The 21,807-nt window shown below is 58.9% G+C and carries 18 protein-coding genes; 6 read left to right on the top strand and 12 right to left on the bottom strand.

Annotated features, from left to right (window positions below; all coding sequences use genetic code 11):
• Positions 1-122: 122 nt before the first annotated feature.
• Positions 123-2,447, top strand: coding sequence for an ATP-dependent Clp protease ATP-binding subunit ClpA (clpA, locus tag BMY55_RS04220; protein WP_091432011.1), 2,325 nt, complete (start codon positions 123-125; stop codon positions 2,445-2,447).
• Between the two features lie 80 nt (positions 2,448-2,527).
• Here the strand turns inward: clpA and BMY55_RS04215 are convergent, their stop codons facing one another.
• The 3 genes from BMY55_RS04215 to BMY55_RS04205 form a co-directional block, all read right to left on the bottom strand.
• Positions 2,528-4,264 (bottom strand): peptidoglycan -binding protein, encoded by a 1,737-nt coding sequence (locus BMY55_RS04215; protein WP_091428580.1) that lies wholly within the window; start codon positions 4,262-4,264, stop codon positions 2,528-2,530.
• A gap of 3 nt (positions 4,265-4,267) precedes the next feature.
• Positions 4,268-5,467 (bottom strand): biopolymer transporter ExbB, encoded by a 1,200-nt coding sequence (locus BMY55_RS04210; RefSeq protein WP_091428578.1) that lies wholly within the window; start codon positions 5,465-5,467, stop codon positions 4,268-4,270.
• Positions 5,468-5,545: 78 nt separating this feature from the next.
• Entirely contained in the window at positions 5,546-6,085 is a 540-nt protein-coding gene (locus BMY55_RS04205) for a gamma-glutamylcyclotransferase (RefSeq protein ID WP_091428576.1), read from the bottom strand.
• A gap of 71 nt (positions 6,086-6,156) precedes the next feature.
• On the opposite strand from BMY55_RS04205, the gene BMY55_RS04200 reads away from it, so the two are divergent.
• From BMY55_RS04200 to BMY55_RS04185, 4 genes are all read left to right on the top strand, one after another.
• Complete coding sequence (locus BMY55_RS04200) at positions 6,157-7,158, top strand: DUF2125 domain-containing protein (protein ID WP_177179285.1); 1,002 nt, start codon at positions 6,157-6,159, stop codon at positions 7,156-7,158.
• Positions 7,159-7,337: 179 nt separating this feature from the next.
• The gene (purB, locus tag BMY55_RS04195) at positions 7,338-8,645 is read left to right on the top strand and encodes an adenylosuccinate lyase (protein WP_091428573.1); all 1,308 of its coding nucleotides are present in this window, start codon (positions 7,338-7,340) and stop codon (positions 8,643-8,645) included.
• Between the two features lie 272 nt (positions 8,646-8,917).
• Complete coding sequence (locus BMY55_RS04190) at positions 8,918-10,072, top strand: flagellar motor switch protein FliG (RefSeq protein ID WP_245744645.1); 1,155 nt, start codon at positions 8,918-8,920, stop codon at positions 10,070-10,072.
• 114 nt (positions 10,073-10,186) lie between these two features.
• Positions 10,187-11,068, top strand: a complete 882-nt coding sequence (locus BMY55_RS04185) for a lysophospholipid acyltransferase family protein (protein ID WP_091428572.1) — start codon at positions 10,187-10,189, stop codon at positions 11,066-11,068.
• A gap of 26 nt (positions 11,069-11,094) precedes the next feature.
• Here BMY55_RS04185 and BMY55_RS04180 read toward each other — a convergent pair whose 3' ends face one another.
• Positions 11,095-11,829: a DUF1223 domain-containing protein gene (locus BMY55_RS04180; protein ID WP_091428570.1), complete on the bottom strand. Its 735-nt coding sequence runs from the start codon at positions 11,827-11,829 to the stop codon at positions 11,095-11,097.
• Positions 11,830-12,059: 230 nt separating this feature from the next.
• Here BMY55_RS04180 and acnA point away from each other — a divergent pair, with 230 nt between their 5' ends.
• Positions 12,060-14,810, top strand: a complete 2,751-nt coding sequence (gene acnA / locus BMY55_RS04175) for an aconitate hydratase AcnA (RefSeq protein WP_091428569.1) — start codon at positions 12,060-12,062, stop codon at positions 14,808-14,810.
• Between the two features lie 374 nt (positions 14,811-15,184).
• Here acnA and BMY55_RS04170 read toward each other — a convergent pair whose 3' ends face one another.
• From BMY55_RS04170 to secD, 8 genes are all read right to left on the bottom strand, one after another.
• On the bottom strand, positions 15,185-15,742 hold the full coding sequence (locus BMY55_RS04170; protein ID WP_091428567.1) for a DsbE family thiol:disulfide interchange protein: 558 nt from the start codon (positions 15,740-15,742) through the stop codon (positions 15,185-15,187).
• The gene (gene ccmD / locus BMY55_RS04165; protein WP_091428565.1) at positions 15,723-15,890 is read right to left on the bottom strand and encodes a heme exporter protein CcmD; all 168 of its coding nucleotides are present in this window, start codon (positions 15,888-15,890) and stop codon (positions 15,723-15,725) included. Before ccmD ends, BMY55_RS04170 begins: the two co-directional genes overlap by 20 nt.
• Positions 15,883-16,617, bottom strand: a complete 735-nt coding sequence (locus BMY55_RS04160) for a heme ABC transporter permease (protein WP_091428563.1) — start codon at positions 16,615-16,617, stop codon at positions 15,883-15,885. The genes ccmD and BMY55_RS04160 overlap by 8 nt, the downstream gene beginning before the upstream one ends.
• Positions 16,618-16,684: 67 nt before the next feature.
• Complete coding sequence (gene ccmB, locus BMY55_RS04155; protein WP_091428560.1) at positions 16,685-17,341, bottom strand: heme exporter protein CcmB; 657 nt, start codon at positions 17,339-17,341, stop codon at positions 16,685-16,687.
• Entirely contained in the window at positions 17,338-17,979 is a 642-nt protein-coding gene (ccmA, locus tag BMY55_RS04150; RefSeq protein WP_091428558.1) for a heme ABC exporter ATP-binding protein CcmA, read from the bottom strand. Before ccmA ends, ccmB begins: the two co-directional genes overlap by 4 nt.
• 10 nt (positions 17,980-17,989) lie before the next feature.
• On the bottom strand, positions 17,990-18,343 hold the full coding sequence (locus BMY55_RS04145; RefSeq protein WP_091428555.1) for an Mth938-like domain-containing protein: 354 nt from the start codon (positions 18,341-18,343) through the stop codon (positions 17,990-17,992).
• A 29-nt stretch (positions 18,344-18,372) separates the two neighbouring features.
• Positions 18,373-19,128: a sulfite exporter TauE/SafE family protein gene (locus BMY55_RS04140; RefSeq protein ID WP_091428551.1), complete on the bottom strand. Its 756-nt coding sequence runs from the start codon at positions 19,126-19,128 to the stop codon at positions 18,373-18,375.
• On the bottom strand, positions 19,121-21,751 hold the full coding sequence (gene secD / locus BMY55_RS04135) for a protein translocase subunit SecD (RefSeq protein WP_091428547.1): 2,631 nt from the start codon (positions 21,749-21,751) through the stop codon (positions 19,121-19,123). The genes BMY55_RS04140 and secD overlap by 8 nt, the downstream gene beginning before the upstream one ends.
• Positions 21,752-21,807 lie beyond the last annotated feature (56 nt).

The raw sequence follows: 21,807 nt of genomic DNA, 5'->3' as shown, positions 1-21,807 counted from the left end.
AATTGACAAGAAAAGGCTTGAAGAGACGGTCGGAAAACCGAACCTTAAAGATATGAGGCGACAGTAAAGGCGGACGAACCGTCAAGCGGCAGATCCCGCACCAATTACGAGGAGTGTTCAACGTGCCATCCTTTTCAAAACCGCTCGAAGAAGCCATTCACCACGCGCTGGCGCTGGCGAATGAGCGCAAGCACGAGTTGGCAACGCTGGAACACCTGCTTCTCGCGCTGCTGGACGAACCCGATGCCGCCCGCGTAATGCAGGCCTGTTCGGTCGATCTGGACATTCTGCGCAAGGTGCTGGTCGAGTTTGTCGATGAAGAACTGACAACCCTGATCACCGATGTCGAAGGCAGCGAGGCCGTGCCAACCGCTGCCTTCCAACGTGTGATTCAGCGTGCAGCGATCCATGTTCAAAGCTCGGGCCGCACCGAAGTCACCGGCGCCAACGTGCTGGTGGCCATTTTCGCCGAACGCGAATCGAATGCCGCCTTCTTCCTGCAAGAGCAGGACATGACCCGTTACGACGCCGTAAACTACATTGCCCACGGCGTGGCCAAGGATTCGAACTTTGGCGAAGCGCGACCGGTTTCCGGGACGCCTGACTTCGAAGAAGACGTGCAGGACGCCCAACCGGCCGAAGAAAACGACAGTGCGCTGGCGAAGTATTGCGTCGATCTGAATGCCAAGGCACGCGAGGGTGAGATTGACCCGCTGATCGGGCGCGAACACGAAGTTGAGCGCTGCATTCAGGTGCTCTGCCGTCGCCGCAAGAATAACCCGCTTCTGGTGGGTGATCCAGGCGTCGGAAAAACCGCGATTGCCGAGGGTCTGGCCGCCAAGGTCGTGGGCGGCGAAACGCCCGAGATCCTGTCGAAAACAACGATCTATTCACTCGATATGGGCGCATTGCTGGCAGGCACCCGCTATCGCGGTGACTTTGAAGAGCGTCTGAAAGCGGTGATGAAAGAGCTGGAAGATCACCCTGACGCCGTCTTGTTTATCGACGAGATTCACACCGTGATCGGTGCAGGCGCCACTTCGGGCGGGGCGATGGATGCCTCGAACCTGCTGAAGCCCGCCCTACAGGGCGGCAAGCTGCGCTGCATGGGGTCGACCACCTATAAGGAATTCCGCCAGCATTTCGAGAAGGACCGAGCACTTTCCCGCCGGTTCCAGAAGATCGACGTGAACGAACCCACCGTCGATGATGCGGTGAAAATCCTGAAAGGGTTAAAGCCGTATTTTGAAGAACATCACGGCGTGAAATACACTGCGGATGCGATCAAATCCGCGGTTGAGTTGTCAGATCGCTATGTCAACGACCGCAAATTGCCGGATAAAGCCATCGACGTGATCGACGAAGCCGGGGCAGCCCAGCATCTTCTGATACAAAGCAAGCGTCGCAAGACGATTGGCGTGAAGGAGATCGAGGCCGTTGTTGCCAAGATCGCCCGCATCCCGCCGAAAAGCGTGTCGAAAGATGACGCGGAAACACTCCGCGATCTGGAGAAGTCGCTGAAACGGGTTGTGTTCGGGCAGGACAACGCGATTGAATCGCTGGCCTCGGCCATCAAACTGGCGCGCGCGGGCTTGCGCGAACCCGAAAAACCCATCGGCAACTACCTGTTCGCCGGCCCCACGGGAGTGGGCAAGACCGAGGTGGCAAAGCAATTGGCCGACAATCTGGGTGTCGAACTGCTGCGCTTTGACATGTCGGAATACATGGAGAAACACGCCGTCTCACGCCTGATCGGTGCACCTCCGGGTTATGTCGGGTTCGACCAAGGTGGTCTTTTGACCGATGGTGTCGATCAGCACCCCCACTGCGTATTGCTGCTGGACGAGATCGAGAAAGCGCACCCGGATGTGTATAACATCCTGTTGCAGGTCATGGACCACGGCGAGTTGACCGACCATAACGGGCGCACTGTCAGCTTCCGCAATGTGGTGTTGATCATGACATCGAACGCGGGTGCCGCGGAACAGGCCAAGTCAGCCATCGGCTTCGGGCGTGACCGTCGCGAAGGCGAAGACACCGCCGCCATCGAACGCACATTCACGCCGGAATTCCGCAACCGTCTGGATGCGGTGATCAGCTTCGCGCCATTGGGCAAAGAGGTGATCCTGCAAGTGGTCGAGAAATTCGTGCTGCAACTGGAAGCCCAGCTTCTGGATCGCGGTGTCAGTATTGAACTGACCCGTGCCGCCGCCGAATGGATTGCCGACAAGGGCTATGACGACCGGATGGGCGCCCGCCCGTTGGGTCGTGTCATTCAGGAACACATCAAGAAGCCGCTGGCCGAAGAACTTCTGTTTGGCAAGCTGGCCAAAGGCGGGTTGGTTCAAGTCGGCGTCAAAAACGGCAAGCTGGATATTCGGTTCGAGAAACCGAAGAACCGTCAGCTTGGGTCGCGCAAGCGCCCGCCCTTGCTGACTGCTGACTGACACCAGCCGGACCATATAAAACAGGAAGAGGCCGCAGATTGCTGCGGCCTTTTCTTATGTCCATGATTGCTGCGCGGGGGTTATCGCTCGGTCAGTTTCAATTCGATCCGCCGGTTCTGCGCGCGGGCTTCAGGCGTGTCTGCGGTGTTGACCGGACGATATTCCCCAAACCCGGTTGCGGCCAGCCGCTCAGGGGGAAAGCCCAGATCGTTGATCAAATACTGAACAACAGACAACGCCCGCGCCTGGCTTAGCTCCCAGTTGTTGCGATAACGGCCGGTGCCGGACAGCGGCACATTGTCGGTGTGCCCATCAACGCGGATGATCCAATCAATCTCATCCGGGATCTCACCCGCCACCTCGGATAACAGAGCCGCGACCTTGGCAACCTGCGCCCTGCCTTCAGGTTGCAATGCGGCCTCGGCGCTGCTGAACAACACTTCTGAAGAAAACACGAACCGGTCGCCAACGATCTGAACCCCTTCACGATCCGCCAGAACCTGTCTCAGCTTGCCAAAAAATTCGGACCGATATGCGGCAAGCTCCTTCGCTTCCTCCTCCAAACGCTTGCGCTCGGCCTCTTCCAAGGCGGCGCGTTTGCGCTCCTCTGACGCGACGCGGGCAAGGGCCGCGTTCAACTCCGACCCGAGCTTCTGAATTTGCACCTGCGCCTCCGCATCTCGGGCGTTGCCTTCGTCAAGAATTGCCTGAAGGCTGCCCAATTGCGTGCGCAGTGCTGCAACCTGTTCATTCAAAAGCGCGATCCTGCGCTGGCTTTCGGCGCTTTCGGCCTCTTTTTCAGCCAGTTCCAGATTTGCCGCCGCCAGCAGGCGCGCTCGTTCTTCCGCCGCGCTCAATGTCTCCTCTACTTCGCTTTCCGCAGCCAGTCGCGCGGCCAACGCCGCTTGCAATTGCGCGCGCAGTTCCGGCAGATCGGCCAAATCCTCTTTGCTCTCATCCAGTTGCGTCAGTGCCGTCGCCAGACGGGTTTCAAGGTCTGCGCCCGCTGCCTTTGCTGCCGCCAACAGGGTCAGAGTTTCGTCCGCCCGCTTCCGCTCGACCTCAAGCGCAAGGGTCATGGCCGTCAGTTCCTCGTCCGCGGATTGCAGACGTTCGCGCAACGCCGCTGCGGCAGCAGCTTCGACCAGCCGGCCTGCTTCTTCCTCGTTCAACGCGGCGGCTTGCTCATCCGTCTTCGCTTCCAGATCGGCCACCAAGGCTTCCAGCGCCTCGCGTTTTGCCGCCGCCAGGCGGGCGGCCTCGGCGCTTGCGTCCACCTCGTTCCGCGCCCTGGCCAACGCCAGCGTCAACGCCTCTTGCTCGGAAATCATTCGGGCCTGCACGGCTTCCAACTCCTCGACCGTGGCGCTCAGGGCCGACCCTTCTGCCAGCGCCTGATCCCGCTCTGCCAACAACGTGGCCACCTGCGCTTCGAAACTGGTGATCTTCGCGGATTGGGTGGCCAGTTCACCAGCTTGTGCTTCGGTCTGGGCGGTCAGTTGCGCGATCAGGGCCGCCTGCGCCTCGGACACCGAGCGCGCCTCTGCCAAGGTCGCGTTCAGACTGCCCAGTTCTCCTTCCAGTTCCGCCGTGCGCGATCGCTCCAACCCCAGCGCATCGGCCAACCCCGCAACCTGACTGGACAGCTCGTCCAACTCATCCGCCTGCCCCGAGATTGTTTCGCGAAGAATAAATTGCACGATCATGAAAATCGTCAAGACGAACATCAGAACCAGCAACAGCGCGGTCATCGCGTCAACAAAACCGGGCCAGATCGAGCTGCTCATCCTTTGAACCGATCGACGCGTCAGGGCCATGGCTTAGGCCTCGTCCTGACCAGAAGCGATCCGAATGGTGTGGATCAGCGTCGCCATATCGCTTCGCAGATCCGACAGGCTTTCCTGCCGCCCCGCCTGCATTTCTTCCAGAATGCGCAAAAGTTGCACGTCGATGGACCGAAGTCGCATGCGGCTTTCGGCATCGGTCTGTGCCTCGGCTTCTTCATGCTGCGCCTGCAAGGTCACGATCAACCTTTCCTGCCCCTCGGCCAGTCGGGTCAGCGCCTCGCCCTGCCCGTTGTCCTGTCCCAGATGGGTCGAAAGCGTTTCGAGCTTTTCGGCCAACTGCCCCAGCCGTTCATCCAACATTGTGCGTTGCACATCGCTGTGTGTGAACAAGGACTGCATCGCTTCGATCTGCTCAGCCAGAACGCCAAGATAAACCCCTGCATCCGCGCCCTCTGCCTCTCCGTCACCAGAGGCGAAGCTGATCTTGGTGATGGTGGACAACCATTCCTCAAGCTCTCGGTAAAACCTGTTTTGGCCATGGCCCGCAAACAGCTCCAGCAGGCCCACCACAAGAGACCCGGCAAGTCCCAAAAGCGAGGATGAGAACGCAGTGCCCATGCCGCCCAACTGCGCTTCCAACCCGGTCATCAGGCGGTTGAACACTTCAACCCCGCCCTCCCCTTCGCCCGGCGCAAGCGAGCGGATGGTTTCGACCACCGCCGGAACAGTGGTTGCCAAACCATAGAAGGTGCCAAGAAGGCCAAGGAAAATCAGCAGGTTGACGATATAGCGCGTAATGTCGCGTGCTTCGTCAATCCGCGTCGCGATACTGTCAAGGATCGACCGGGCCGAGGCCGCACCGATCTGCAAATGCGTCCCACGGTTCGACCGAAAAAGCGCTGCAAGGGACGCCAGCAAACGCGGCGCGCGATCCGGGTCGTGCCCATCCCGTTCCTGCACATAGCCTTCTATCCAACCAACAGAGGAAAACACCTGCCAGACTTGCCAGAAACAGGCCAACAACCCGATCACGAAGACAAACAGGATAAAGCCGTTCAGGTACAAGTTCGCCTGAAAGACGGGCAGCACACGTGGAAGGGCGATGAACACGCCAAACCCGACCAGCCCAAGCACCACCAGCATCACGAAGATCTGGCGGATCGGATGGGTGAAAGACGGCTCGGCCCCTCGTTTTTTGGGCGCAGTCAGCGTCCCGCGATCCAGCTGATCCATGCGGGATATTCCTTGTCGCCATTGTTGTTGCGCACAGGATAGGCGCAAGCGGTGCAGGTGCCAAGCCTTGTCTGCGGGCTAGGGGTTCACCATCGCGCGCACGGTCTGCGACAGCCAGTTCAGGTCCTGATCCTCGATGCCCAAATCGGCCAGATGCGCAGCGGTGTTGTAAAGATATTCGGTATTCGGCCCCCGTCCACCAACCGCCCGCGCAATGATCTGTGCCTGTTCATCAAGCGCGATCTGGCAGTATTGAACATGATCGGGGTCGATCACATATGTGACTGCCTCGACCTCGCGCCCGTCCTGAAGAACGATTTTCAACCGCTTTTCCAGATAAGCGGACGACACAAGCTCTCGCTCGCGCAGCTCGGCCAACGTTTTGTTGTGGCTTTTCGGGCAGGCACGAAACGCCAACCCCTGGCAGCACGCGCCATCCATTTCGTCCAGCGCCAGCACAAGTCCCGGCGCATCCTCGGTCCCGCGATGATGGATCGACCGCATACAAAAACTGCGATGATAGCCAGGAAGCGTCGCGACCACCGCCTCGGTGTGATCGAAGCCCGGGTTCCACATCAACGAGCCATACCCGAAAACCCAAAGATCCTGTGTGCTCATTTCACTCGCTCTTAACCACGTGTCACTTTAAATACGCCAATATGCACGCAAAGCGGCAAGAGGAAAGAGTGATGCACAGATTGATCGTGATAGCCTTGGTATTGGCAAGCCTGTGGGGCGGGTATTGGTATGTCGGGTCAAGTGCCACCGAACGCGCGTTTGCGGCATGGGTCGCAGACCGACAAGCCGATGGCTGGGTCGCCGAGGCTGCGGATATCGCGACTCGCGGATTTCCCAACCGTTTCGACACGATCTTCACCGACCTGGAGCTGGCTGACCCCAACACCGGCTTGTCCTGGGTTGCTCCTGAATTTCAAATTCTCGCCTTGTCCTACAAGCCCAATCACGTCGTCGCTGTTTGGCCCGGCACGCAAGTCATCGCCACTCCCGAACAACGGGTCGAGTTCTCAGGCAGCGACGTCAAAGGCTCTATCATAGTGGCCCCGACAGCTGACCTGAGCCTGGAACGCAGCTCAATCGTTCTGGCGGATATCACGATGTCCTCGACCGCCGGATGGACATCTTCAATGGAGCGCGGCCAACTGGCGACCCGCCGACTGGAGAACGGTAACAACCGGCACGAGATTTATTTCGAGGCGACAAACCTGACCCCTGCTTCGTCTTTCGTCCAGTCACTGGACGCGAATGACCTTCTGCCCCCCGTCTTCGAAGGTATCACGCTCAGAGCCAATGTGGATTTCACCGCGCCATGGGACCGTGCAGCCATCGAAACAGCTCGGCCACAAATCTCGTATATTGACCTGAACGAGATGAAGGCAAAATGGGGCGAGCTGGAGCTTTGGTTGGCGGGCGAAGTTGATGTCGATGCTCAAGGTATACCAACCGGGAACGTGACGGTGAAAGCCCGCAACTGGCGCCAGATGATCGAAATTGCCCGCGCGTCTGGCACCCTTGCCCCAGAGCTTGTCTCAACCGTCACCGGCGCGCTGCAATTCGTGGCGGGTTTGTCCGGGGACGAAAACACGCTGGACGTGCCCCTGCGCCTGTCAGACGGGCGTATGTTTCTTGGCCCCATCCCGATCGGCACTGCCCCGGTAATCCGCATCCGCTAGAATCGCGCACCACAAACAGACTGACCGGGGTTTCTTCTGGCCCAAAATATCCTGGGGTGAATGCGTGCAGCGCAGAGGGGCAACGCCCCTTCCCCCCTTTCCAAACAGCCCTCTCTTGTTCGCTGCAGCGCGGCAGTCTATGAAAGCGTCGACTGCTCCAACGAAAAAGGTCTGCCCGCATGATCCCTCGCTATTCCCGCCCCGATATGGTCGCCATCTGGTCCCCCGAAACCAAGTTCAGGATCTGGTACGAGATCGAGGCGCATGCCTGCGACGCGCAGGCCGATCTGGGTGTGATCCCGCGTGAGAATGCCGAGGCGGTCTGGAAAGCCAAGGATGTCGCGTTTGACGTCGCCCGCATCGACGAAATCGAAGCTGAAACCAAACATGACGTCATCGCTTTCCTGACCCACCTTGCCGAACATGTCGGCAGCGAAGAAGCCCGCTTCGTGCACCAGGGCATGACGTCATCCGACGTGCTGGACACCTGCTTCAACGTGCAACTGGTCCGCGCCTCCGATATTCTGATCGAGGACATGAAAGCCCTGCTTGCCGCGCTGAAGACACGCGCGTTTGAGCATAAGGACACGATCCGCATCGGCCGCAGCCACGGCATTCATGCCGAGCCCACCACGATGGGCCTGACCTTCGCGCGCTTTTATGCCGAGATGGACCGCAACCTGAACCGTCTGGAAAAAGCCCGGTATGAGATTGCCACTGGCGCCATCTCGGGCGCGGTGGGCACATTCGCCAATATTGACCCTGCCGTCGAAGAGCATGTGTGCAAAAAGATGGGGCTGGAAATCGAGCCGATCAGCACGCAAGTCATCCCGCGCGACCGCCACGCGGCCTTCTTTGCCGCGCTGGGTGTTGTCGCCAGTTCGATCGAAAATGTCGCCACCGAAATCCGCCACATGCAGCGAACCGAGGTCTTGGAAGCGGCTGAATTCTTCTCGATGGGCCAGAAAGGCTCCTCGGCCATGCCGCACAAGAAGAACCCGGTCCTGACCGAGAACCTGACCGGTCTGGCCCGTTTGGTTCGTATGACCGTGGTGCCCGCGATGGAAAACGTGGCGCTTTGGCACGAACGCGACATCTCGCATTCCTCGGTCGAACGCAATATCGGCCCCGACGCCACCATCACGCTGGATTTCGCGCTTGCACGTCTTACCTCGGTCATCGACAGGCTGTTGGTATATCCTGATAACATGATGGCGAACATGAACAAATTCCCCGGTCTGGTCATGTCGCAACGCGTGCTTCTGGCCCTGACCCAAGCTGGCGTCAGCCGCGAGGACGCCTATCGCATGGTGCAGCGCAATGCGCTGAAAGTCTGGGAAACCGGTTGTGACTTCAAAGAAGAGCTGCTGGCCGATGACGATGTGGTCAAAGCGCTCGGCACGGACGGGATCGAAGAGAAATTCGACCTTGGCTATCATACCAAACATGTCGACACGATCTTCAAGCGGGTGTTCGGCGACGTCTAAGCGCTTTATGCCAAACATCCCGATTTGGGAATCACCCTATTTCATGTTATGATGAGACTTCCGAAAGGAGGCCTCAATGCAATTGAAGACCCTACTCTGTGCGCTTGTGCTGACTGTATTGCCGACATTGTCCATTGCCTCGGGCTGCCCACGTGGCGAGCAAAAAGTAGCCAGCTGCGACACAGGGCAAACTTGGGATGACGCAACGAAAGCCTGTGTTGACGCCGTTTCCAGCTAATTCGCAGAGGCGGTAAGCCCGCCTTAACTCGACCGTGGCAGTCTGGCACAAACCAGACGAACGAGGCCGCGCGTTGACCGCATTGGATATCGAACATACCGACATCATGCCGACGAATATCGGCGTGTCGCAAAAGGATTCCATCCCATCGAAGGGGATTGCTCCGCCTGGCCGCGCCTCGGCGGTGACACGGGTTTTGACGCGTAAGCAAAAGGCCGCGATCATTGTGCGCCTGCTGCTGGCGGAAGGGGCTGTTTTAGCCTTGCAGGATTTGCCCGAAGGATTGCAGGCCGAATTGATCCGCCAGATGTCCGACCTGCGATATATCGACCGCGCTACGCTGAAATCCGTCATTGATGAGTTTGTGCACGAGATCGAAGATATCGGCCTCGCCTTCCCCGGCGGGATCGAAGGAACGCTGTCGATTCTCGACGGTGCCATAAGCCCATCGACTGCGGCACGGATGCGCAAAATGGCGGGCGTACAGCTCACCGGCGATCCCTGGGCGACGATTGCAGGGCTTGATCCAGAGCTTCTGTTAAACATTTTGAAAACGGAAAGCACCGAAATCGCGGCGGTGCTTCTGTCCAAGCTCAAGGTGTCGGTCGCCGCAGAGTTGTTGGGGCAGTTGTCCGGCCCGCGGGCGCGCAAGGTGGCCTATGCCGTATCGCAAACCGGGGCCATCGCCCCCGATGTGGTCGAGCGGATCGGTCGTTCGCTGGCCGATCAGCTGGGCACTCAGCCCCCGAAAGCCTTCGACGATGGGCCGGTCGAGCGGGTGGGGGCAATCCTCAACGCCTCGCCTGCTGCCACGCGTGACGATGTGCTGGATGGGTTGGACCAAGATGACACAATCTTTGCCACAGCAGTTCGCAAGGCCATTTTCACCTTTGCCGACATTCCTGCCCGCATCGCACCAACAGATATTCCAAAGGTTACTCGGGATGTGGACCAGGCCGTTCTGGTCACGGCCTTGGTGGCGGCCACCGGCGATCTGGAGCCGATCGCCGAATTCATCCTTGGGGCCATCTCCAAGCGAATGTCCGAACAGATAAGGGAAGAAATGACCGAACGCGGCGACGTGAAACCGAAAGAGGGTGAAGCCGCAATGGCCGCCATCGTCGTACAGATCCGCGAGCTTGAAGCCGCCGGAGAAATCACACTTATCGCCGACGATGACGACGAGTGATCTGCCGACCCCATGCGGCAAGAGCTTGCGAGCCCCCGCCCCCGCTTGTATGTCTGAGCACCGATAGATGCAGCGCGCGCAGGACCATTGCGCAGCGCCTCGGGAGACAGGCAGATGGTGCAAGAAAAACGGGGGGTTGGCCCCTATCTGACACATGTGGCGCTGTCTGGCGTGTTGAACCTGCCACGCCTGTTGCCCTATCGCTGGCGCCTGCCGGCGGTTGGCTGGCTGGCCGCGCATGTGGTTGGCCCCATTGCGGGATATGACAAGCGCATCCGCAACAATCTGGCGCTGGCTTGTCCCGATATGCCCTCCGATCAGGTCGATCAAATGGTGGATGCGGTTTTAACCAATGCCGGTCGGTTTCTGGCCGAGATGTGGTCTGGGAACACGTTCTATAACCGACTGAAATCCACCGAACTCTCCGGTCCCGGTCTGACCGCTATGGAGCAGGCAAAGGCAGACGGCCGGCCGATCATCGCAATTTCCGGGCATTTCGGGAACTACGACGCCGCACGCGCCGTGACCATTCAGGCGGGCTATAACACCGGGGCGCTATTTCGTCCGATGTCCAATGCCTATTTCAATGAAAGTTACAAGGCGCGGATGGAAGGGTTCGAAGGTAAGGCGTTCGAGCAATCCCGCCGGGGCATGGCCGAGATGGTCAAACATTTGCGCAAGGGTGGGCTTTTGGCAATCCTGCTGGACCAGCGCGAAGATCAGGGCGCAAAGCTCAGCTTTTTCGGTCAACCCGCCATGACCACGCTGGCAGTTGCGGAAATGGCGTTGAAATACAATACGCTATTCATTCCCGTATTTGCCATTCGCAAGGACAACGGTCTGGATTTCAACATTGTCGTGGAAGACCCGATCGCCCACAGCGACGCCGAAACGATGATGCAGGAATTCAATGACCGGTTCGAAGCACGGGTGCGCCAGAACATGGACCAATTCCTGTGGATCCATAATCGCTGGCAATTGCCCGACGCAGAATAGTCCGGAATCGCCCAGGCTGTCAGCGATCACTCAACTTTGATTGCGGCCAGGATTTCGCCGGGATACCCGCCTTTTCTGGCGGCTTGCAGGATGATTGCCGATGCCTGCCCGTCAGGTGCGATGGGGCTAGGAAGCTCGAACTCGACAGCCTCCATCCCGTCCCAAACCCCAACACTCTGAATATCCGTAACAACATTTGTCGATGTGATCGACAGACCGGCATTTTCACCACGGCTGATGTCCACCTGCGCCCTGGGTAGAAAGCGCACGATCTGGACAAGCATCTGAGCCGGAAGGCCCAGATGGGTCATACGTTCGATCCGCAGTCGTTGCCCCCCGTTTCCAACGCGGGTCGTCAGCAACACCACGCGCTGCGGCTTGGCCTGTTGACGATGGATCAAGTCCATCACCTTAACGGCGTGGCTGCCCACGACCTGATCGATCCCGCCAATGACCATTTGCGGGGTGTATATGGACCGCGTGCCAAAGCCATAAGCGTAAGCCTTCTGTCTTTTGGTGTTCGCCGCGTTCGCAAACGTGTCTTTCCAGCCGATGTAATCCCAGTAATCGACGTGAAGCGCCAAAGGCAGGATGTCATCATATTCGGCCAGTTTGCCCAACAGCGCGTCAGCGGGCGGGCACGACGAACATCCTTGTGATGTGAACAGTTCGACAACCGTAACCGGGCGCTGTTGCGCGGTTGCAGTCGACGCACCAAACCACGCGGCGCATATCAGGATCAGCGGTAGAACTGCTCTCATCAGGTTTCTTTTCCGTTTGGGTCAATCTCTAGATAGCGCGCCCACCAAGACGCTGCCAATCAAGGTTTTGCGAGGGGTTTGTTACAGTTTTCGCCGATAAGTCGGGAATGGGGTCGATTTCTGGTGTGCAATCGTATACAAAACCCCGGAATCTTCTTGCGTCACCCCCCGTTTTTGGGGCAAATGCAAGCCAGCCCAACCCTGTATCCTGACCATAAGGGAGCCATTCCATGACCATTATCGTAGGTTCAGACACCGCCAAGACGCGCAAGACGCTCAAGGCCGGTGGCTCGTCCATCGCATACTACTCGATCCCTGCCGCCGAGGCTGCGGGCCTTGGTAATTTCTCGCGCCTTCCTGCGGCACTGAAAGTCGTTCTGGAAAACATGCTGCGCTTCGAAGACGGTGGCCGCACGGTCAGCGTGGATGACATCAAAGCCTTCGCCGAGTGGGCTGAAAAAGGTGGCAAGAACCCGCGCGAGATCGCTTATCGCCCCGCCCGCGTTCTGATGCAGGACTTCACCGGCGTTCCTGCCGTTGTTGACCTTGCCGCAATGCGTGATGGCATCAAGGCGCTGGGGGGCGACGCCCAGATGATCAACCCGCTGAATCCGGTTGATCTGGTCATTGATCACTCGGTCATGATTGACGAATTTGGCAACCCGCGCGCGTTCCAGATGAACGTGGATCGCGAATATGAACGCAATCTGGAGCGTTACACCTTCCTGAAATGGGGTCAGTCGGCATTCAACAACTTCCGCGTCGTGCCCCCCGGCACGGGCATTTGTCATCAGGTGAACCTTGAGTATCTGGCCCAGACCGTCTGGACCGACGAAGACCAGAACGGTGAGCAGGTCGCATACCCCGACACGCTGGTCGGCACCGACAGCCACACCACCATGGTCAACGGCTTGGCCGTATTGGGCTGGGGTGTCGGCGGGATCGAGGCCGAGGCCGCGATGCTGGGTCAGCCGATCTCGATGTTGATCCCCGAAGTTATCGGCTTCGAACTGACCGGCGAGATGATGGAAGGCACCACGGGCACTGATCTTGTGCTGAAAGTCGTCGAAATGCTGCGCGCTAAAGGTGTGGTCGGCAAGTTCGTCGAATTCTATGGCCAAGGTCTGGACCGTCTGCCGCTGGCCGACCGGGCCACCATCGCCAACATGGCGCCGGAATACGGTGCCACCTGCGGCTTCTTCCCGATCGACAATGAAACCCTGCGTTACCTGCGCACCACCGGCCGTGACGAAGAGCGTATCGCGCTGGTCGAAGCCTATGCCAAGGAAAACGGGTTCTGGCGCGGTGCCGATTACGCCCCCGTCTATACCGACACGCTGTCGCTGGACATGGGCACCATCGTACCTGCCATCTCGGGCCCCAAACGCCCCCAGGATTACACAGCGCTCGACCAGGCCGCGAAAGCTTTTCTTGATGTGGTGAACGAATATCGCGGCATCGACGACGACCCGGAAGCTGCCAAAATGGCAGCCGAGGGTCCGACGCCGAAAGCACCCGCAGATCCGCGTAAATCGGCTGCGGTCGAAGGGGAAGACTACAAGATTCGCGATGGGTCTGTCGTGATCGCTTCGATCACGTCCTGCACCAACACATCAAACCCCTATGTGATGATCGGGGCAGGTCTTGTGGCGCGCAAAGCCCGCGCGCTGGGTCTGAACCGCAAGCCTTGGGTGAAAACCTCACTGGCTCCCGGGTCGCAGGTCGTGTCCGCCTATCTTGAGGCCGCTGGCCTGCAAGAAGATCTGGACGCCGTTGGCTTCAACCTGGTGGGTTATGGCTGCACCACCTGTATCGGCAACTCGGGTCCGATCCAGAAAGAGCTGTCGGAAGCTATCTCCGAAAACGACCTGATCGCCACCTCGGTCCTGTCGGGCAACCGGAACTTCGAAGGCCGCATCTCGCCTGACGTGCGTGCCAACTATCTGGCCTCGCCCCCCTTGGTGGTTGCCTATGCGCTTGCCGGTGACATGAATATCGACATCGCCAACGATCCGATCGCGCAAGATAAGGACGGCAACGATGTCTATTTGAAAGACATCTGGCCCACCACGCAGGAAGTGGCGGAACTGGTGGAACAGACCGTCACCCGTGATGCGTTCCAGTCGAAATATGCTGACGTGTTCAAAGGCGACGAGAAATGGCAATCGGTCGAAACAACGGACGCCGAGACCTATGACTGGCCGGCCTCATCGACCTACATCCAGAATCCGCCTTATTTCCAAGGGATGTCGAAGGATGCTGGCGTGATCTCGGACATTGAAGGCGCGAAAGTGCTGGCGGTTCTGGGTGACATGATCACCACCGACCACATCTCGCCTGCGGGCAGCTTCCCTGTCACCTCGCCCGCCGGTCAGTATTTGACCGAACGGCAAGTGGCCCCACGCGAGTTCAACTCTTATGGGTCGCGTCGCGGCAACCACGAGGTGATGATGCGCGGCACGTTTGCCAACATCCGCATCAAGAACGAGATGCTGGAAGGCGTCGAAGGTGGCTACACCAAAGGCCCGGATGGCAAGCAGACGTCGATCTATGACGCGTCGATGGCCTATCAGGAAGCTGGCACCCCGCTGGTCGTCTTTGGTGGCGAACAGTATGGCGCAGGCTCGTCGCGTGACTGGGCGGCGAAAGGCACAAGCCTGTTGGGCGTCAAGGCCGTAATCGCCGAGTCGTTCGAACGCATTCACCGCTCCAACCTCGTTGGTATGGGCGTGATTCCGTTCGAGTTCACCGGCGGCGACACCCGCAAATCCTTGGGTCTGACCGGTGACGAAACCGTGTCGATCAGAGGTTTGGCCGGTGATCTGAAACCGCTGTCGAACGTGCCGTGCGAGATCACATTTGCCGACGGATCGACCAAGTCGATCGAACTGAAATGCCGGATCGATACGGAAGTCGAGATTGAATACGTCGAAAACGGCGGCGTGCTGCACTATGTGCTGCGCAACCTTGCCAAGTCTTAATCCGACCCAGTTCAACAAACACCAACGCGCCCTGTTCAGGGCGCGTTTTTTTGTGCGCATTTACCAGGTGAACAGGTCGGCGGCAGTTGAACAGATGACATTGAGATGTTGTGATCAGAAACACAGTCAGGATCAAGATAGCGGGTTAATCTGGCGGTAAGAAGCGTCACTTTTTTGAAGGAATGAATTGTTTCCTCCGGTTCGGAAGTGCTAGTATTCCCTCGGATCGGAATATTTCACTGACCAATTTGAAACGCCTGTTAGATCGCCAATGGACCCGTCTGTTTTATGTATAATTTCTTGCGCCAATTCCCGCTCCCACTTCTGGAAACAGTCGCGTTCAGCGCGTTTATCCTGATGTTGAACGCCGCTGGTTAACGGCTGGCGGCGTCATCTATCGCGGGGCGGATTACGCTTTCCAAAATGCTTTCGGTAATCGGACCCGCAAAGCGCTTCACCACGGTGCCATCGGCAGCAATGATGAAGGTTTCCGGCAGGCCGTACAAACCCCATTCAAGACCTGTGCGTCCTTCTGTATCGGCCATCAATTTTGCGAACGGATCGCCCAGTTCCTCAAGGAATCGGCGCGCGTTTACCGGGTCGTCTTTGTAGTTGATCCCATTGATCACCACACCCTCGTCGGCCAGCGTTTGAAGCTGCGGGTGTTCCGCGCGGCAAGGCGCACACCAACTGGCCCAGAAGTTCACCAGCTTGACCCCGGCGGATTTCAGATCGTCATGGGTAAAACCTTCGGCGCCGTCAAAAGCGGACAAACGAACAACACTGGGCGCAACCCCGCCTTCTCTCGTAGACGGCAGCGTATCATTGCCGCTATCGAAGAACATTTTCCACCCCCCAAGCAGAACAATACCCATAACGATTACCAGAGGAAGTGCATAGTAGATCGGGAACTTAGTGTTCTCTTGGGTCATTTTGTAACGCCCTCTTTTCGGCCGCTTCAAGCTCCCGTTTCACATGGTGCGAACGGCGCCAGGTGACAAGGATCAACGCGATCAAAAGCGCGAGAGTAATCCCCCATGAAGACAGGATCGCACCAGCATATTTGCCCAGGTCAAGCATCTTTCATCCTTTCACGGATTTCCAAACGGTGCAGGCGGACCAGGCGCAGCTCGGTCCGGGTGCGGATCAGCACGAGGGCCACGAACAGCAGAATGAAGCCTGCTATGCTCAAAAGCAGTGGAAAGTAATAGACATTTGCCACGTGCTCCTCCTTGTCCAAGGACAAGGATGCGCCTTGGTGCAGCCCCTGATTCCAGAAATTCACGGCATAGCGGCTGAGGATCGCAAAGACCGAACCAACGATGCACAGGACCGACGTCAGATCTGCGGCGGTGTCCGGGTTCTCGATCGCGGCCCACAGGGCCATGTAGCCCAGATAGAACAGAAACAGGATCAGAAAGCTGGTCAGCCGCGGATCCCACGCCCAATAGGTGCCCCACATCGGCTCGCCCCAGATCGCCCCGGTGATCAGGGCAATCACTGTCATCGTAACACCGATCAAAGCCGCCGCCTTGGCAGCGCGCACCGAAACATGGTGGCGGCGCACAATCCAGATCAGTGACGTGACAAGCATCATCGCCCAGATATTGATCGCCATCATCGCCGAGGGCACGTGGAGATAGATGATCTTGACCGAGTTGCCGAAGTTGGCGGCCTCTGGCGTGAAGAAGAAACCCCAGATCAGGCCCGGTATCAGCGTGATCGCAGCCAAGCCGATCACCCAAGGCAACACCTTGCCGCTGAGCGCCATGAACTTGACCGGGTTTGCGAATTCCCAAAGTGACATTTGCTTCCTCTATTCGGTGGCTATGATTTGCGCAAGCATAGGGGGTTCATCCTCACGGCGACTTGACCTATCTCAGGTTAACGCGCAGGGCAGCTGCGGCAGCGAAAGGCAGAAGCGCAACCGATCCAGCGGTGATGCCCGCCATCATCAAAAGCGGCGTAAGGGCAGACTGCCCCGCGGTGCCGCGGGTGGCGGCCTCGGCGCCGAAGATCAGGGTTGGAATATAAAGCGGAAGAACCAACAGCGACAACAGAAGCCCGCCACGCTTCAGCCCAACCGTCAACGCCGCGCCAAACGCGCCGATCATCGACAGCGCCGGCGTGCCAATGAGCAGTGTGATGAAAATCCAGTAATGCCCGGGCGTTTGCAGGTTCATCAGCGCCCCGAAGGCTGGCGCAGCCAGCGTCAGCGGCAGACCGGTGACGAGCCAATGCGCCAGCGCCTTGATGGCAACCGTGCCCTCCATCGGGATCGGCGCGGTGGCGAGCAGGTCCAGCGAGCCATCCTCGAAATCCAGTTGAAAAATGCGGTCGAGAGACAGAAGGCAGGCCAGCAGTGCACCGACCCAAAGAATGCCGGGCGCAATTCGCGACAGGATCGCGGCCTCTGGTCCGACGCCGAAGGGCACAAGAGTGGAGACGATCAGGAAAAACGCCAAGCCCAGACCAAAGCCACCGCCGGCACGCATCGCCAGACGCAGGTCGCGAACCAACAGAGCAATCATGAAAACGCCTCGTCAAAATCTGCATAGCGGTCGCGTTGCTGGTTGGGTGCGGCGCGGTCTCCATTGGCGCGGAACGGGCCGACGTCAAACGTATCCGCCTTCAGCCCAAGGTCGATATGGGTCGCAATCAGGGCCGCCCCGCCACCCGCGACATGGGCGCGCACTGCATCGGCAAACAAACCGACGGATGCTGTGTCCAGCGAAACGGTCGGTTCGTCCAGAAGCCAGATCGGTCGCCCCGTGACCAGCAATCGGGCCAGTCCCAACCGGCGCTTCTGACCCGCCGACAGATTGCCTGCGGGACGATGGGTCAACCCCCGCAGATTGAACCCCTGCACCGCGGCGTCGATGCTGCCAATGCCATGCACCGAAGCCCAGAACCGCAGGTTCTCCTCGACCGTCAATGTGGCTTTCAATCCATCTGCATGGGCGCCATAGGTGATATTTTCGGGGTCCGCCGATACCTGCCCCGCGATCGGAGGCTGCAAACCCGCCAAGGTGCGCAAAAGCGTGGTTTTTCCCGACCCGTTTGGCCCGCGCAGGATCAGCGTCTGTCCGGCGGACAGGGTGAAACTTACCCGTTCCAGCACCGGCACACCGCCGCGCGCGACGGACAGGTTATCGACCCTCATTTCCATGTCAGAAGCCTTAGACCGGAAGGGCGGCCAGCGCAATGCGCCGAGCTTCCGAGATCAGCACATTATAGGTGCGGCAGGCTGGCGCAGAGGCCATCGCCTCGACCCCAATGCCGGCCTCTTCCAGGGCATTGCGCAGAGCGGCGGGCGGATGGGCGGGATCGGCCCCGGTGCCATAGAATAAGACGTCGATCTTGCCTGCCAGCGCCAGCAGCGGTGCCAAGTCTTCGGGGCCATCCCAATTGGTTGCCATGTCTTCGGTCACAAGGATCGCACCTTGAATCACCTCGCCTGCCACGCGGAAGAAACCGGGGCCATAGCCATCAACCGGCTGGGCGCTGTCATATTTGACTTCATGAAGCTGCATATCGGGTCCTTGCACGTTGGCGGGTTGAGTCAGAACAGGGCGGCGTAAAGGCCAGACAGGCTGGACGCTGCAATGATCATATAGGCCACGCCACGATAGAGGGATTCGTATCCAGGGTGAAAGACCGCACCGCCGACAAGATTACCCAGCAAGTTCGGCAACATGACGATCACCCCAAGAATCAAAGGCATCCCCGCCAGCCGTCCGGCAAAGAAAAACCCCGCCAGCATCATCAGATCGAAGAAAAAGAGATAGACGGTCGTGTTGGCACGGATCACCCGTGCCGGGTGGGACGAGGCCATGTAAAGCAGAATGACCGGCGGGCCGGGAATGCCTGCTGCCCCGCCCAGCACCCCCGCGATGCCACCGGTGGTCCAGACGACGGGGGGTGTGACTTCTCCGCCATATCGTTTTCCGGTCATCAGGGCCGCGAGCATGATCAGGCTGATCACCGACACCGCCAGCTTGAACAGGTGGGGATCGACGGCAAAAAGCGCCACCAGTCCGAATGGCAGGGCCAGTGCTGTGGCCACCACCAATCGCATCAAATCTTTGAGATGCCCGTCCTTCAGGGCACGCGGGATGGCGGGCGCGGGTCCGGCCAAATCCATTACGATCAGAACCGTCACAGCCCAGACCGGATCAATGATCTGGGCCGCCACCGGCAGAAAGATCAGCGCCGTGCCGAACCCGGCAAACCCGCGTACCAGCCCGGCAATAAATGCTGTGGTAACAAGCCAGCCAAGCCCTGGCAACGCCAGGGCTTCGGCCAGCAAATCAGGCATCTACGTCTGCAAACTGGTTGCCCGCATTGGCATCCGGCTTGGACCAGTCGCGTTTCACGCCCAGCTTCAGCAAGATCACCGATGCAACAAAGATCGACGAATAGGTCCCGACAACGACACCCCAGATCATCGCGAAAACGAACCCTCGGATTACATCGCCACCCAGAACGTAAAGCGCGATCAGCGCCAACAGCGTGGTCAGCGAGGTCATCATCGTGCGCGACAATGTCTCGTTGATCGACAGGTTCAACACCTCCTTCAGGTCCATTTTCTTGTAGCGGCGCAGATTCTCGCGCACCCGGTCGAAGACAACCACGGTGTCGTTCAGCGAATAGCCGACAATTGTCAGAAGGGCTGCGATGATGGCCAGATCGAACTTGATACCCAGCAGGCTGAATATCCCGATGGTCAAAACCACGTCATGCACAAGGGCCGCAACCGCGCCCAGGCTGAACTGCCATTCAAAGCGCAGCCAGATATAGACCAAAACCGCTGCAATCGCCGCGACAACAGCCAGCACGGCGGTTGTCACCAACTCGCCCGACACTTTCGGCCCGACGCTTTCCACGCTGGGGAAGGTGATCGCAGGATCGACCTGCATCAGGGCATCTTCGATGGTCTGGATGGTCTCGGGCGTAATCGCCTCCTGACCTTCCTGCGCTTCGATGCGAATCTGGGCCACGTGCTGATCATCGGCAAAGTTCACGCCATAGACTTGCGCGATCGAGATATCGCCCAACCCGAGCGGTGCCAAAGCCTCACGATAGACCCCCACATCCACGGCCTGCGTGCTTTCGGTGCGGATCGTTGTTCCGCCCCGAAAGTCGATGCCGAAATTCAGACCGACGATCAGGAACAGCAGCACCGACGCGATCATGGCCAGACCAGACGCGCCCAATGTCGCGATCGAGGTGCGGAAGAAATCGAACACGCGATTTTTTGGCACGATGCGGATCCCCTTGACCTCAAGTTGGCGCGGGCGTTTGCGTTCAAACCACATGATCAGCATCAACCGTGTCAGATAAATCGCGGTGAAGACCGACGTCAGGATCCCCAGCGCCAGCGTGACCGAGAAGCCGCGCACAGGACCGGACCCCATGATGAACAGGATAACAGCGGTGATGAAGGTCGTGATGTTGGCGTCCAGAATGGCCGACAAAGCCTTTTCATAGCCTAGCTCGATGGCGCGGGCCGGGCCGCGGCCCGATGTCAACTCTTCCCTTATGCGTTCGAACACCAGCACGTTGGCGTCCACCGCCATCCCGATGGTCAACACGATCCCGGCGATCCCCGGCAGGGTCAGCGTGGCCCCGATCATCGACAGAAGGCCGAAGATCATACCGACATTCAGGATCAGCGCCACGTTGGCGATTACACCAAACCAGCCATAAGCGGCAATCATGAAGGCCAGCACCCCAACGAAGGCCACAATCGAAGCAACCTTGCCCGCGTCGATGCTGTCTTGTCCCAGTTCTGGCCCAATGGTTCGTTCTTCGACATAAGTCAGTTCAGCGGGCAAGGCACCAGCACGCAGAAGCACGGCCAGATTGGTCGATTCCTCGATCGAGAAACTACCGGTGATGATCCCCGATCCGCCGCAAATCTGTTCGTTGATGCGCGGAGCCGAAATCACTTCTTGGTCCAGCACGATCGCGAAAGGCGCGCCAACATTGGCACCGGTATAGTCGCAGAACTTGCGCGCGCCGGACACGTTGAACCGGAAGTTCACCGCTGGTTGGCCATTTTGATCGAAGGCCGGCTGTGCGTCGCTCAGCTCTTCGCCCGTTACAACAGGCGTTTGTTCCAGAACGTAAAACACGCCGTCTTCATCCAGCGACGGGTACAGCACGTTGCGCGGTCCGGGTGTTGTGCTTGCTTCGGTCGAGCGGCTGACCACCGGGTGGAATGTCAGCTTCGCGGTCTTGCCGATGATTTCCTTCAGTTCGGACGCGCTGCCGATCCCCGGCACCTGAATCAGGATGCGCGCGTCGCCCTGACGCTGGATCGTGGGTTCACGTGTGCCAACCTCGTCGACACGGCGGCGAATAATTTCAAGCGTTTGCTGGATAGTGCGATCATCCGTGGCGACGCGTTCGGCTTCGGACAGGGTGACGACCAACTCCCCTTCGCGCCCTGGTGCCACCTCGATATCAGTCGAGCCGACCCCGGACAGGCTGACCACCGGCTGCGCCAATGATTGCACCAGTTCGATCGCGCGCGGCAGCCCCTCGGGTTGCGAAACCTTGACGCGCAGTTCATCATCCGCGCCATCCTGACGGCGGATGGTGCCCACTGTTGCACGTTCGTCGCGCAACACATCCCGCACCTCTGGCCAAAGGGAATCCATCCGCGCGGCATATACATCCTCAACCTGCACCTCGGCCAGCAAATGCGCGCCGCCGCGCAGATCGAGCCCCAGATTGACCAGCGAATTTGGCGCCCAATCCGGCCAGGCGGACCGATCCGCCTCAAGCTCAGCGGTGGCCCCCGTTGTCTCGATTTTCGAGACCGCATCGTTATGCTGCTCAACCCGGCTGTAAAAGCCATTGGGCGCTGCAAAATACAAGCCAAGGGCCGTTAGCCCCCAGATCACAAGACGTTTCCAAGTTGCGATTTGAAGCATCTGCCCCTGCCTTATATGCGTTTGTCGTCGTTGTTTGTGGCGGCTGGTTTGCCAGG

The organism is Aliiroseovarius sediminilitoris, from assembly GCF_900109955.1.
GTDB lineage: Bacteria > Pseudomonadota > Alphaproteobacteria > Rhodobacterales > Rhodobacteraceae > Aliiroseovarius > Aliiroseovarius sediminilitoris.
Note: the sequence above shows the minus strand (reverse complement) of the source record. Positions and strands in the feature narration are given on the sequence as shown.